Raw genomic sequence first — 14143 nt, 5'->3', positions numbered from 1 at the left:
AACAATCTCCCCAGGCTAAACCTGCTCGTACACTGTCACTCGGTTACGCCCGGTCTTCTTCGACGTATACAGCGCCTGATCGGCCCTGGCGATCAGGTCGGCGTGGTCGTTCGAGGGCTGGCTCAGGTCGGCCACGCCCAGGCTGACGGTGAAGCGGATGGTCTGGTCGTTGAACTCCACTTCCAGCGCTTCGACGGCCTTGCGCAGGCGTTCGGCGAAAATCCGTGCGCCGGCCTTGTCGGTGTCTGAGAGCACCACGCCGAACTCTTCACCGCCATAACGCCCGGCCACGTCGGACTCGCGCACATGCTCGCGCAGCAGCCTGGCGACATGCTCGATGACCTTGTCGCCCGCCTGGTGACCGTAGGTGTCGTTGACCCGCTTGAAATGGTCGATATCGAGCATCACCAGGCTCAACGCATGGCCGTAGCGCTGGTGCCGGGCGTAGGCGGCTTTCAGGTTGCTCTCCCAATGCCCGCGGTTGTACAGCCCCGTCAGCCGATCGGTGCTGGAGAGTTGCTGCAGCTGCGCGTTGGCGGCCTGGAGCTGATGCCGGTTGGTGGCGACGTCGGTGACGTCATAGATCACCAGGCAGATGTGCTTGATGGTGTTATCAGGCGAGCGCAGCGGCAGCAGCGTGGTGTTCTGGTACATGAACGCTTCCTGGCCGGTGATCGGCTGGTAGCTCTTGAAGCGCATCAAGTACGGGCGCTGCTCCCAGACCGTGAACGCTGGCGTGCCCAGGGTCGCGACGCTTTCCACCTTGCGGCTGAACCATTGGTGATCGATTTCAGGGAACAGGCTGAAAAAATGCTGGTTGTGCGCGTCCTTGGGTTGCACCCCGGAGCGGTTCTCCATGAAGGTGTTCCAGACTTGCACACGGTACTCGCGGTCGAGCACCACCACGCCGACGTCGATGCTCTGAACGATGGCCAGCAACCAGTGGAATTCGTTCAGATCGATGGATTCGCTCATGGCTCAGTTCATCAGGTAGGCGAGTTTGTGGGTCAACCGTTCGATGGAGTCCTCCGTGAACAGCAGCAACAGGTCGAAACGAATATCGTGCCCTTCCAGGCTGTAGCTGATTTCCACCGCCAGGGTCTTTTTCCAGTGCTTGCTGTTGTCCCGGATCAGCTCCTCGATGGCCGCGTGCTGGCCGAGAATCTGCGGGTGGCCCTGGGAAAACACCACGTCGATCTGTTCTGCGATGCTGCTCAGGCACGCGCCGATCAAGACGCTGGAAAGGTCCAGCAGCATCTCCAGGTCCGAATAGTCGGCGCTCTGGCGCTGCATCAAGTGCGCGATGTCGGCGATTTCCGAGTCGTGGAAGATCAGCAGGGCTTCGCCGGCGATGCCGCTGCCGATAAAGCCCTGGCAAATCGCGGTGAGTTGTTGGGAGCTGCCGACGTCGGTCAAGGCCATGTGCAACTCTCCGACCTCGAGGAGGTTCACGTTCGGCACCGGCAACTGTACGAAGACCCCCAGCACCTTGGCGATCAGGGCCGCCGCCCGGCCGATGGCCACGTTGACCGTCTCGCGGAACACATCGTGAAAACCGATGGCCGTGTTCGTGGTCGAACGATTCTGGACCGGCACCTGACCGGGCTGGGCCAGCAGCCCCAGCCGCGCCAATGTCTGGCGCAAGTCGTTTTCGTCGAACGGTTTTTTCAGGAACGCCAGCGCGCCCAGCTCAAGCACGCGGCGCACCGCCTCATCCTGGACGTCACCGGAAATCACGATGACCTGCGCCTTCAATCCCTCGTCGCGCAAGGCGCTCAACACCTGGTAGCCATCCATTTCCGGCATGGTCAGGTCGAGCAACACCACCTGTCCCAGGCCCTGGCGTATGGCATCCATGGCCTGGCGCCCGTTGATCGCCTCGGTGACCGAAACCGGCCAGTCTGCCGGCAGCGCACGCAACACCTGTTTGCGCGCCATGTTGGAGTCGTCACACACCACCAGGGGAATCAACGACACAGGGACGTCCATCGACATTCAACGGCAGGGGAGGAGGTGCTGCTACGTACGTCATTCATAGGCTTGCAAGGACCCTTTGATTAACAACCGGGTTTATCAAGCTTAGCGTCCTGCCCGAGAACTGCGGGACACGGTTGTATTAAAAACTGGACCAATAAGTCAGGGGCGTCAACTGCACTTCGTCATTCGCGTCCCGCGCAAAGCCACGGTCGGCGTGCGATCGGCCGTGGCAGGCGCGGTTTGTGGTCTATAGTTTTCAGCAGACCCGGAATCCTTCCGTGCCGGCGATCAGGGACTGCGCACGCCCGCGCCGCAGCTGCATCGGATACCCGCAGGCCGTCAGCAGTGAACAATGCAGGGAGCACACCATGGCGATCCAACGGGCGAGTGTCATGACGTCGGCCCCGGATATCGTCCATCGTGAAAACGCCCTGCCCGATGGGACGAACAATTTGTTTCGACGCGGCTTCGACCAGGCCAGGGAAGCCTACATCCTGTTTCCGTTGCTGGCCGTTCTGCTGTTGCTGGTCATCTGGGCCGGCACCCTGTACCTGATCAAGGTCGAACAGGCTCGCGCGCGGCAGGGGATCGCCGAGGCGAGCTTGGAAATCGGCGCCACCTACGAAGCGCAGATCCTGCGGGCCGTGCGTGAAATCGATCAGACCCTCAAGCTGGTCAAGTACACCTACGAATCCGAGCGGGAGCCCAACCCGCTGCCCAAGCTCAAGGCACGCGCCTTGCTGCCTTCCCCCTACTTGTTCGACGTCAGCGTGGTCGACGCCAGCGGCCGGGTCGTCGCCAGTACCCAGCCGAGCGAAGCCGGAAGCCGAATGCCCAAGGATGTGCTGCAGACGCTGGGGCCGGACACGGCGCTGTCGATCAGCCGTCCGTGGAAAAGCCCGGCGACGGGAGAGTGGAAGTTGCGTTTCAGCCGACGGCTCGATGGAGGGGATGGCGCGTTCGCCGGGATCGCCATGGTCGAGGTCGATGCGGCCTATTTCGTCAGCAGTTATGACGCCTCGAAACTCGGCAATCACGGCTTGCTCGGCCTGTTGGGAATTGACGGTGTCTTTCGGGCACGGCGCAGCGGGGAGGACGTATCGGCCGGCGACTCGATCGATTACGCAACTGTGGTGCCGGATACGGAAAACACCGAGGTTGTACGCACCATCAATGCAGGGGACGGTGTTCGGCGCTACACCAGTGCTCGCCAGCTCTACGACTTTCCACTGGCGGTGATTGTCGGTTTGTCCGAGGAAGAGCAACTGGCCGCAGTGAACCAGCAAGCGCGTACCTATCTGTGGCGTGCCGCGGGTGCCAGCCTGATGCTGGTTTTGCTGGCGGGACTGCTCGCCCGGATGAGCTGGCAACTGGTGCAAAGTCGCCTGCGTGCCGGCGAAGCGAAAATTGCCTACGCGGAAAGTGTCGAGTACCTGGCCTATCACGACGGCCTTACGGCGTTGCCCAATCGCAGTCTGTTCAGCAAGCTGTTGAGCCAGAGCATCCGCGAGGCCAGCCGTTATGATCGGCAACTGGCGGTGTTGTTTCTCGACCTCGACCGCTTCAAGCAAGTCAACGATACGCTGGGGCACGATGCCGGCGATCAACTGCTCAAGGAGGTCGCGCTGCGCCTCGGGGCGTGTCTGCGCGGCAGCGATACGGTGGCCCGATTGGGTGGCGACGAATTCGTGATCTTGCTGCCGGAGTTGTCGCAGGACAACGACGTGGCGACCACTGCGCAGAAAATCCTGACCGCCATTGCCCGGCCTTTCAACCTCCAGGGCCAGGAGTTCCGGGTGACCGCCAGCGTCGGGATCAGCGTGTTTCCACAGGATGGCCTGGACGAGCAGACACTCACGAAAAACGCCGATATCGCGATGTACCAGGCCAAGCAACGTGGCAAGAACAACTTCCAGTTCTACTCCGCGAAGCTGAACGCGGACACACTGGAACGGCTGACGCTGGAGCTGAGCTTGCGCCACGCGCTGGAGCGCCAGGAGTTCCAGTTGCATTACCAGGCCAAGCGGGACATTCGCAGTGGCCAGATCACCGGCACGGAAGCGCTCCTGCGCTGGAATCATCCCGACCTGGGGATCGTGGCGCCCATGCAATTCATCCCGGTCGCGGAAGAGACCGGTTTGATCGTGCCGATCGGCAAGTGGGTGCTCAAGACGGCCTGCCGGCAAAACGTCGCCTGGCAACGACAAGGTCTGCCGCACCTGGGCGTCGCCGTAAACCTCACGGCACGGCAGTTTGCCGATGAGAACCTGCTGACGGACTTGGCCGAGATACTGGCCGAAACCGGTATGGACGCGCGCCTGCTGGAACTGGAGATCGCCGAGAGCCTGCTCATGCAGGACGTAAAAAGGGCGTTGAGCGTGTTGACCGGGCTCAAGCAACTGCAGATCCGCATCGCCATCGATGATTTCGGGATCGGTTATTCGTCGCTCTCCGCGCTCGAACAGTTTCCGCTGGATGTCATCAAGATCGACCGCTCGTGTATCTGCGATACCAGCAGCGTGTCGGAAGACAAAGCCTTGACCGAGGCCATTATCGCGATGGGCCGGACCCTCAGCCTGACCGTGGTGGCCCAAGGCGTGGAAACCAAGGAACAGGCCGATTTTCTGCGGGACAATGCCTGCGATGAATTCCAGGGTTTTTACTTCAACAAACCGGTGCCCGCCGATCAGTTCAAGCTGTTGCTGCAAGCTCAGGCGGCAGACACGGGGCTCGATACGTAGAGGTCCGTACTATTGCGACTCGAGCGCCAGTGCCCTGATGCTGCCGTCCAGTTCTTGTGCGTCTATATAGCCGATGGTGTCAGGGTTCCCTGCAATACGTTTCTTGACTTCCGCACCACTTGAAACCGCCTGCGGCGGCTGGCCCCGGCCGGTAAAGATGATCTTCGACCAATGGGCCTTGAGCTGGGCTGCGGACTTGCCGGTGAACGTTGTGTAGAACTCATCGCGGGTCGGTGAATCTTCTGTCTGGTCAATGGGAACTGCCTGCCCACCGTCGGGAAAACGACTGGTCTTGCCCAGGAAAATATCCGCCACCTGAGTGCGCGCGAGCGTCTTCACCGGGCTGGACGTGGCGACGACCACCACCACCTCGGCCTTGACGTCAACGCTGGCGACGCACAGGACGAGCCCCGACATAGCGAATCCGATGAGTCTCACAACCCACATGGCCTGCTCCATCAGAAGACAAAATCAACAGCCAGGCTGATGACGTTGAGCGATCCCCCCGACGTGAAGTCCGGTTGGGGATTGATCAACGGACCGACCGAGTTGCCCTTGAAACGTGTGTGATCGAATTGCACTTTGGCGTCCATGTTCTTGGTGAAATCCCAGCGCATACCCAGGGAAAGGGTCTGCTGGCCCTCGTTCGAGCCCAGAACAGAATTGAGCGCACCGTTGAGCTCGGCGACCGTGCCCGCCAGGGCCGGCGGAAAGGCCGATAGTGTCAGGCCCGGGCTGGAGACTTCCGTTTCGGTTCTGGAGCGCGCGTAGGTGACATAGGGGGTGAACGCTTCGATGCGGTACCCGCCGCTGATGTACCAGGCGCTGGTCCTGCCCAGGCCGGAACGGCTGTCGAGACGCCCCCATTCACTCATGACGAACCAGTCGCCCGGATCGTAGCTGGCGCCCACGCCGATAAAGTCGACGGGGGTGTCATCGGAATCGTAGCGCTCGGCGATGGCGATCCCTTCGGGACCGAACTCTCTGAACGTGTCGAAGAGTGAGTTGAACTGCTCCAGGGTCAGGTCGGCTTTCATGTAGGTGATGCGCGTGGTAAGGACGTCGAACTCGGTGGTGTTGGTAACCCCCCAGAAATTTCTCGTCAGCGCCTTGCCGGCTCCGTCGGGCTGGCGGCTGTCGGTCTGGCCGTAGTGAGCCTGCACGGTGTTGGTGATTTCATCGACGCGAAACCGGTAGCTGCCATCGATGCCGTCGCTGCTGGAGATCGGCATCAGGCTGTAGACCTCCATGGGCGCCCGCACCCAGGGCAGGGTGTAGCCCACTTTGCGGGTGTCGGAGACCAAGAACGTCGGCAACACGGTACGGCCGATGCGGGCGTTGAAATCCGGCGTGAACTGGTACTTGATGTTGGCCCACTCGACGAAGGGTCGGTAACTGTTGTCGTAGCGCTGTTCGGAAATGACCTGCACCACGGCTGAAAGCTGTGGGGTGAAGGTGGCGGTCAGTTGCGCGCCGATCAGGCTGTCGACGTCGGCGCTCCAGTTGCGCGAATGCCCCGTGCCGTTGGGCTTGAAGATACTGGACGTGACGTCGGCTTTCTTCTCGCTGGAATGGACGATCCCCACCGTGCCGAAACTGCTCAGCGAGAACATGTCGGCTGCGTCGGCACTGGCGCCGCCGGCATACAGCGTCACGACTACCAGGGCCAAGGTATTGGGCTTTTTCACCATGGGCTCAAGGTGACCTCGTTGCGTGGATCGCCATTCGTCTGTTCCTTGTAACGTTGGTTGAAACTGCGCGCTACCACGCAGCGAAGCGCTAGATCGCCAATTTGAGCGTAAAGGTCGCCCCTGTTCCCGGCCCATCGCTATGGGCCTCCAGCGAGCCGCCCATCTCCATGGCCGCCAGGACGCAGCTGTGCAGGCCAAAACCATGACCGTCCTTGCGTGTGGTGAAGCCATGGGCAAAGATCCGCGTCAGGTTCTCGGGTGCGATGCCTTCGCCGTTGTCGATGACCTTGATCACCAGGGTGTCGCCTTGAGGGATCTCGCTCTGAAGGATGATTTGAGGGGCAGGCTCCGGCCGGTCACCCATGGCCCTGCTGGCATTTTTTATCAGGTTGATCAGGATCAGCAGCACCCGGTGCTTGTCCAGTTGCAGCAAGGGTGTTTCGGCCAGGTTTCGCACCACCGTGATTCGATGCGCCGCGATGATGCCGGCGTTCATGCGCACGGCATCCTCGATCAGTTCCTTGACCTGCACGGTTTCGGCAAGGCTGGATGTGCCTGCGTAAGATTGCTGGGCGGCGACAATTTCCTTGATGTGATCAACGCTTTTGCTCAGCTGGCCGAGTTCTTCGGTCATGCTCTGTTGCTCGACCGCAAGCGCGTCCACCAATTGGTTCAGGTAGCCGGGCAGCAGTTTGCCTCTCTCGTCGTGGGAGATGAAGTCGCCGAGGTCATCGGCGTGCTCGTTCATCATTTGCACCGCCTTGCCAAGCCCCAAGGCCTTGCTGGTGCGCAGTTTGCGGGTGACCAGGTCGGCGGAGATATTCACACTGTTAAGCACGTTGCCCACGTTGTGCAGGACGTTGGTGGCGATTTCGGCCATGCCGGCCTGGCGAGCGGCGGCGGCCAGTTGCGCTTGGGCTTCGGCGGCGCGCAAGCGGCTCTGCGCCAGTTGCCAGCTCATCCGGGCGAGCACGCCCACCAGCAACACCAGCACCAGGCTGCCACCCGCGGCGCGCCATAGATAGGTGCGCCCTTGCTGGTTCACTGCGGCCAGTTGTTCTTCCTCGGACAACCCAACGATCACCGCCAATGGAAAGTCGTAGAGCTGGCGGGCACTGGTGTAGCGCCGCACCCCGTCCCAGCCATTGACCGAGAGCACGGCCTCGGTGCTTTCGGCGTCTGGCACCACCGCCGTGTAATCGACCGTATCGCCGGCCAGTACCGTCTCCCCGGTGCGCCGTACGCGGAAAATACCGTCAGTGCCCAGCAGTCCGAGCGCTCCCTGTTCGCCGAGTTTCGAGGCGTCGTAGCTGCTGACGAAATAGGCGGCATCGACCTCGACCCTGGCGATCCCGGAAAGTGTGCCATCCGCGGCATCAAGTCGCCGGCTGAAGCGCAAGCGCCATTCTCCGGTGACCGGGTTCCTCCAAGGGGGGCTGATGGACAGTGAATCGCCGTGTCGCAGCGTTTGCTGCTCATCGGGGTCAGCGATGTTTTCCCGGTCGTTGACCCGCGTACTCGCCACGAGCCTGCCGTCCGGATTGACCACACTGACGTCAAACACCAAGGCCGGCGGCAACAAGGCCCGCTCCTTGAGCTGGCGCAGGGGATTAGGCTCGCCCTCGGTCTCGTAGGTGTATTTGACCAGTTTGAGGGTATGGTCGATTTCATGGATGGCGCGCAACATCTGCGCTTCGTAGGTGGCGCCCATTTCCAGGCTGGCCGTCGCGGCACTCTGCTGCGCGCGAAGATGTTCGACCTTGATCAGGTAGAGGGTAGCGCTCCAGATGGCCAGCAACAGCAGAACGGCCAGCAGCGGGAACAGGATGTAGGCTTCCTTGGCCTGGTCGAAGAAACGCCGGGACTGGCTCGACTCGGTCGTCGGAGCGGCCTCTGCGCAATGGGCACTCCCAGGGTCCAACCTCAATGTATTGGGCCGCTGGATCGGCATAGTGTGCTCCCTGCATTTCACTATTGAAGGCGGGTGGTTATCCGACGGGGGGCATGGCTCGAGAGCGTGTTGCTCCAAGTTGCCCGAGTGAAAATATTTCGGATCTGCTAGGAACTATAGACTACAAACCGTACCTGCCAGTGCGCGGTGAACGATCCGATAACCGGGATTCCCCAGGCCAATCCTGGGGCCCTGGATAGCAATACCTGGTTGGCCGGCTGAAATGGCTACGTCCTCGGGACGTGATCGGTTTTCGATACGAACAGGCGCTTGATCGCCTTTGGGGGAGGTAGAAGCCAGCGTCAGCCGGCTTCTATTGAGTACTTGGATTTCAGCTGCGTTAGATGGCTCGGTCGACCCCTGTCAGCGCCGACCGAGCCAGTCTCACCACCTGAAATTCACGGAGGTGACCAACTCACGCTCGTCGCCGTAGCGGCAGATGGCAAACTCACAGTAGGTGTACTTTTTGTTCGTCACGTTGTTTGCGTTGAGAGCAATATCCCAGTTCTTGTCGATCTGGTAGCTGGCCATGGCATCGAACAGGGTATAGGCCGGCATCTGCGAGTCGATACCCGAGGCTTGGGTCGTTCCCTTATAGCGAGCACCACCACCGACCTTCAACTGCGGCAAGCCGAGCAGGGCGAAGTTGTAGTCAGCCCATACGGCGGCCTGGTGGTACGGTGTGTCTTCGCTGCGCTGGCCCACTTCGCTCTGGATCACGCTTTTGGTAATGCGCGCGTCGGTGTAGGCGTAGGTCGCAATGACACTCAGTTGAGGCGTCAGCTCTGTTTTGGCTTCCAGTTCCAGGCCACGGGAGCGCTGTTCGCCAATCTGCTGGGGATTCAGGCCCGCCAGGTCGCGCTTCACTACGTTTTCTTGCGTCAGTTCATAAACCGCTGCGCTCAACAGCGTGTTGCTGCCAGGCGGCTGGTAGCGGATGCCGATTTCGTACTGCTTGCCTTCGGTGGGATCGAATTTCTGACCAGGAGCCTCGGCCACCGCAACCGGGAAGAACGATTCGCTGTAGCTGATGTACGGGGCCAGGCCGTTATCTGCCTGATAAACAAGGCCGGCACGCCAGGTGGTGGCTTCGTTGCTCTGGTCGAGCTTCTGGCCAGTGGCAAAAGCTTTTTGATCCTGGTCGGCCCAGTCGTGTCGGCCGCCGAGCAGCAGCAACCAATGATCGTCGAACTTGATCTGGTCTTGCAGGTAGATGCCTGTCTGCAGGGTATCAATCTGCGAGCCACGATCACGACTTTGTCTCTTGTCCACCACTACCGGTTGCCCGTAGTTGTAGTCACCGATATTGATGGAAGACGCGTTGGCCCGGAAGTTATGCGAGTCGTACGAGGCGTCGTAGGTGTCGGCACCCACCAGGAAAGTGTTCTCCACGCCGCCGATGTTCCAGCGCGTCTCGATGTTGGTGTCGCTGGCCAGGGCCCTGGAACGCTCATGGCGATCGCTGTACTGACGACGCAGGATGCCCGTGGTGGCCGCGGCATTGATGGCTGCTGGGGTTGTCTGGGCCTGCAGGTAATTCCATTTCACATCGGCTTCGTAGTAACGCAATTTGTTGCTGATGCGGGTGTGCTCGTCGAAACGATGTTCGAACTCGTAGCCAATGGCGGACATTTCGCCGTTCATATCGTCGTAGTCAGGCTCGCCGATGAAATCGTGGCGGCCGATGGTGAACGGTCCGTTGCCGACACCCTTGACGAGTTGGTAGGGCAGGGGGGCGGAGAAGCGTGTGTCACTTTTTTGATAGAAGGACAGCAGTGTCAGCGAGGTGTCATCGTTCGGGCGCCAGGTCAGGGCCGGGGCGATGTAGGTCTTGTCGTCGTTGATGTAGTCCTGCTGGGTATCACTGTCGCGCTGAAGCATGGTCAGGCGATAGCTGAGGGTTTCACTGTCGCCGAGCGGGCCGCTGAAGTCGGCGGTCAGTTGCTTGCGATCATGATTGCCATATTGCAGACCCAACTCATGCAGTGGCGTTTCGGTGGGACGCTTGCTGACACCATTGACGAATCCACCTGGGGACAGTTGACCGTACAGTACCGACGCCGCACCGCGGATCACTTCCACGCGCTCCAGGCCGAAGGGTTCCTGAACGCCATCGTAGGAGTTGTTTTGCAGACGCAGGCCGTCGCGTAGCGAGCCGCCGGTGGCGGACTCCACGTCGAAGCCACGAATGCGGAACCGATCGGAAGTGCGGTTGAAGCTGCTTGGCTGGCTGGTGAAACCCGGCGTATAGCTCAGTGTGTCGGCCAGGGTGTCGGACTTGCGATCGCGCATTTCATCGGCGGTCACCACGGACAACGATTGCGGCGTTTCAGTAATGGCCGCGTTGGTTTTGGTGGCGCTGGTGTTGCGCAAGGCGACTTTGCCGTTGACCGGGCCTGTCGGGTTCTCAGGGGCGGCGGCATTGATGTTGATTTCGCCGAGTTGAACCGCAGTGCCCTTGCCAGACGTTTCGTCCTGCGCGGCGATCGCCTGGGCTGAAAAGATGCTCCCCAAAGCCAGTGCAAGAGTGCTCAGGTGAAATGCTGGATGACGCATGACGTAACGTTTTCCGGTGCCAACTGTTGTTTTTGTTCCGAGCATCGAGAGAGTCCTTGAGTTTACATTTTGGCTTTGGGGGCCTTATGCCCTGATTCTGTTCGATCAGTAGACCATCAGGGTTGGTGTCTACTGGCCATATGTTAGCTGTAAATGATAAAGGTTTGCATTAGTATTGTCAGGCTTGTAGGCAATTATTTTATTTTCGACATATCCTGTCGCCCACTTATGCCCCCCAGCTGATTCCCTACGGTGTTACCGGACGAAAAAACGCCGCGGGGGCATTGCTCGTTGAACAATTCGATCAGGCCTTTTGGGCGTGGAGGGACGGTCATGCTGAAAGCCACCGACGTGCGGCTGAGCTATGGCGAACAGCAGATTCTCAACGGTGTCAGCCTGGATATTCCTGAAGGGTGTTTCACGGCGTTGATCGGGGCCAATGGATGCGGCAAGACCACATTGTTGAATGTGCTTGCGCATATGTTGCGCCCGAGTACCGGCGACGTGCAGTTGTCGGGGAAACGGCTGGGGCAGTATTCGCGTCGAGCGTTGGCACAACACCTGGCGTTATTGCCCCAGCGCACCACATCGCCAGCGGGTATGAGTGTGCGTGAACTGGTGATGCAGGGGCGTTTCCCCTGGCAGACCTGGTGGCGTCAATGGTCCGAGCAGGATCAACAGGCCATTGACCGCGCCATTGACCTGGCGGGCATCGGCCCTTTGCTTGATCGTTCCCTGGCAACCCTGTCGGGTGGACAACTGCAACGCTGCTGGATTGCGATGACCCTGGCCCAGGATACGCCGGTGATTCTGCTGGATGAGCCAACGACCTTTCTCGACATTGCGCACCAGATCACGCTGCTTGAGTTGCTGGTGGATCTTCGTGAGCAAGGCAAAACCATCGTGGCTGTCCTTCACGACCTGAACCAGGCCGCGCGTTATGCCGATCACCTGGTGATGATGCGCGAAGGGCGTTTGCTCGCCCAGGGAACACCTGCCGAGGTATTCACTCGGGAAAATCTCAAAGCGGTTTTTGATCTGGATGCGCACATCATCACCGACCCGTATTCCGGTGATCCGTTATGTGTGCCGCAGACGAACCGAAGCCAGCCATTGGCTGTGCGGGAGGCGATGTGAGTCAAGGTTTACGGTTGCCGGTCTGGCTCGGCTTGTTGATGGCAATCGCCTTGACCTCGCTGCTTCATCTGGCCGTCGGCGCAAAGGACATACCTTGGCATGAAGCCTGGCAGGCCTTGGTCGCCTATGCGCCGGGCAACCCCGATCAGAGTGTCATCCGTGGCAGCCGCTTGCCGCGTCTGCTGGTTGCGATGCTGGTGGGGGCCAGCCTGGGGCTTGCCGGCGCAATCATGCAGGCGGTGGGCGACAACCCATTGGCCGATCCGGGCATTCTCGGCATCAACAGCGGCGCGGCGTTATTCGTGGTGTTCGGCTTGCTGGTGCTGCCGGGCAACGATATGTCGATGATTCCATTGTTTGCATTTGCGGGCGCCTTGGTGGCCTCCGCCGGCGTCCTATTGTTGGCGGGCCGGGGGCACAATCCGATTCGACTGACATTGTCCGGGGCGATGATCGCGGCGCTGTTCAGCGCGATCACCTCGATCCTGTTGCTGCTCGATCAGCAGGGGCTCGACAGTCTGCGTCGCTGGCTTACCGGCTCCATCGGTGTGACGGGGGGCTCGATGCAGGCTTGGGTCTGGCCCTATGTCTTGCTCGGCATGTGCCTGTGCCTGGTGAATGTCCGTGCCTTGAATGCTCATCGTCTTGGTCCGCAGGCCGCGGCCGGCATGGGCGTCAATCTGTTGAAAATGCGCGTGCTCGGCTTGGCGTCGGTGGTGCTGTTGTCCGGCGGGGCAGTGGCCTTGGCGGGGCCCATTGGGTTTGTCGGCCTGGTGGTGCCTCATGCGGCACGGCTGTTGTTCGGCGATGATTATCGCCGACTGTTGCTGGCCGCCCCGTTGCTGGGGGCATTGCTGCTGATTCTGGCGGATATCGCGGCAAGAACCGTGGTGCGCCCGTTCGAACTCAACACCGGTATTGTCACAGCCCTGATCGGCGGCCCCATTTTTGTCGTGCTGGTATTGAGGAAGGTCCGATGATGCGAGCGGGATTGACCTTGCCCCGAGCCTATCCGTTGCTGCCCTGGGTAGCTCGACCGATCGACTTGATTTCAGTGCTGTCACTGATGGTCGCCGTTGTTGCGCTGGCGCTGTATGCCTTGACCGTCGGCAGCTACTCGCTGAGTGTCGCCCAGGTCTGGCAAGCCTTGCTGGCGCCTGAGCAAGTCAATTCGACAATGCGCAACCTGCTCTGGGAACTGCGATTGCCGCGTGTCTTGCTGGCAATCCTGGCCGGTGCGGCCATGTCCCTTGCCGGTCTGTTGATGCAGTCTTTGACGCGTAACCCCCTGGCGGCGCCGGGCCTGGTGGGCGTGGAGTCAGGCGCCAGTGTCACCATGTTGTTGATTATCGTGCTCTGGCCGGGGCTTTTACCCCTGGAGTTTTATCCATTGGCGGCACTGGCCGGCGGGTTGGCAGTGGCTTTCTTCGTTGCGCTGCTGTCCTGGCGCCAGGGGATCTCGCCGTTGCGCTTGATCCTGGTCGGCGTGGGTCTTACCGCCATGCTCAGCGCGGTGGCCGACCTGCTCATCACTTACGGCAATATCGATCAAGTGGAGTCGGCCCTGATGTGGCTGGGCGGCAGTTTGCACCGGGCCGGCTGGGCGCAGGTCCATAGCCTGGGCATTTGGCTGATGCTGGCCGGGGTACCGTTGCTGTTCTGTCATCGCCAGTTGAATCTGTTGCAGTTGGGCGAAAAAGTCGCACTCAGTCGAGGCCTGAATGTCACGTGGGTCATGATTTCCTTGTTGCTGTGCAGCGTCATGCTAACGGCGGCCGCCGTGGCGAACGTGGGCACCATGACGTTTGTCGGGCTGGTGGCGCCCCACCTGGCACGACAAATCGCGGGTGACCGTCATGGCGCACTGATCCCCTTGTCGGCCTTGGTCGGTGCATTGTTGGTCATGGCCGGTGACACCCTGGGCAGGGGGCTTTTCCCGCCATTGCAGTTGCCTGCGGGGCTGGTTGTCGCAATCATTGGCGCGCCTTATCTGATTGTCTTGCTGGCGCGTCAGCGCAGTCGCTGAAAACACGGTGACGCTCATTGAATTTGTCTGGAGGTAAACGCGTGCGGGGATGGGTGAAAGGTTT

The 14143-nt window shown here is 60.5% G+C and carries 10 protein-coding genes; 4 read left to right on the top strand and 6 right to left on the bottom strand.

The window, feature by feature from the left end; translation table 11 throughout:
- Positions 1 to 15: 15 nt before the first annotated feature.
- The gene (locus tag AC515T_RS16840; protein ID WP_496529250.1) at positions 16 to 975 is read right to left on the bottom strand and encodes a sensor domain-containing diguanylate cyclase; all 960 of its coding nucleotides are present in this window, start codon (positions 973 to 975) and stop codon (positions 16 to 18) included.
- Positions 976 to 978: 3 nt separating this feature from the next.
- Positions 979 to 1989 carry a response regulator gene (locus AC515T_RS16835; protein WP_496529249.1) on the bottom strand — a complete coding sequence of 337 codons (1011 nt, stop codon included), beginning with the start codon at positions 1987 to 1989 and terminating at the stop codon, positions 979 to 981.
- A 356-nt stretch (positions 1990 to 2345) separates the two neighbouring features.
- Between AC515T_RS16835 and AC515T_RS16830 the strand changes: the two genes are divergently transcribed.
- Complete coding sequence (locus AC515T_RS16830; RefSeq protein ID WP_496529248.1) at positions 2346 to 4718, top strand: bifunctional diguanylate cyclase/phosphodiesterase; 2373 nt, start codon at positions 2346 to 2348, stop codon at positions 4716 to 4718.
- 9 nt (positions 4719 to 4727) lie between these two features.
- Here the strand turns inward: AC515T_RS16830 and AC515T_RS16825 are convergent, their stop codons facing one another.
- The 4 genes from AC515T_RS16825 to AC515T_RS16810 form a co-directional block, all read right to left on the bottom strand.
- Entirely contained in the window at positions 4728 to 5135 is a 408-nt protein-coding gene (locus tag AC515T_RS16825) for a type 2 periplasmic-binding domain-containing protein (RefSeq protein WP_496529247.1), read from the bottom strand.
- Between the two features lie 41 nt (positions 5136 to 5176).
- On the bottom strand, positions 5177 to 6409 hold the full coding sequence (locus tag AC515T_RS16820) for a porin (protein WP_496529246.1): 1233 nt from the start codon (positions 6407 to 6409) through the stop codon (positions 5177 to 5179).
- 88 nt (positions 6410 to 6497) lie between these two features.
- The gene (locus tag AC515T_RS16815; protein WP_496529245.1) at positions 6498 to 8360 is read right to left on the bottom strand and encodes an ATP-binding protein; all 1863 of its coding nucleotides are present in this window, start codon (positions 8358 to 8360) and stop codon (positions 6498 to 6500) included.
- A 384-nt stretch (positions 8361 to 8744) separates the two neighbouring features.
- The gene (locus tag AC515T_RS16810) at positions 8745 to 10916 is read right to left on the bottom strand and encodes a TonB-dependent siderophore receptor (RefSeq protein ID WP_496529244.1); all 2172 of its coding nucleotides are present in this window, start codon (positions 10914 to 10916) and stop codon (positions 8745 to 8747) included.
- Positions 10917 to 11249: 333 nt separating this feature from the next.
- On the opposite strand from AC515T_RS16810, the gene AC515T_RS16805 reads away from it, so the two are divergent.
- Genes AC515T_RS16805 through AC515T_RS16795 form a run of 3 tightly spaced genes read left to right on the top strand, consistent with a single transcriptional unit; the run spans position 11250 to position 14079 of the window.
- Positions 11250 to 12053: an ABC transporter ATP-binding protein gene (locus tag AC515T_RS16805; protein ID WP_496529243.1), complete on the top strand. Its 804-nt coding sequence runs from the start codon at positions 11250 to 11252 to the stop codon at positions 12051 to 12053.
- Positions 12050 to 13033, top strand: a complete 984-nt coding sequence (locus AC515T_RS16800) for a FecCD family ABC transporter permease (RefSeq protein WP_496529242.1) — start codon at positions 12050 to 12052, stop codon at positions 13031 to 13033. The genes AC515T_RS16805 and AC515T_RS16800 overlap by 4 nt, the downstream gene beginning before the upstream one ends.
- The gene (locus AC515T_RS16795) at positions 13030 to 14079 is read left to right on the top strand and encodes a FecCD family ABC transporter permease (RefSeq protein ID WP_496529241.1); all 1050 of its coding nucleotides are present in this window, start codon (positions 13030 to 13032) and stop codon (positions 14077 to 14079) included. Before AC515T_RS16800 ends, AC515T_RS16795 begins: the two co-directional genes overlap by 4 nt.
- Positions 14080 to 14143: the final 64 nt, after the last annotated feature.

Source organism: Pseudomonas sp. FSO-7, assembly GCF_059579345.1.
This window is presented reverse-complemented; position numbering and strand designations above follow the sequence as displayed.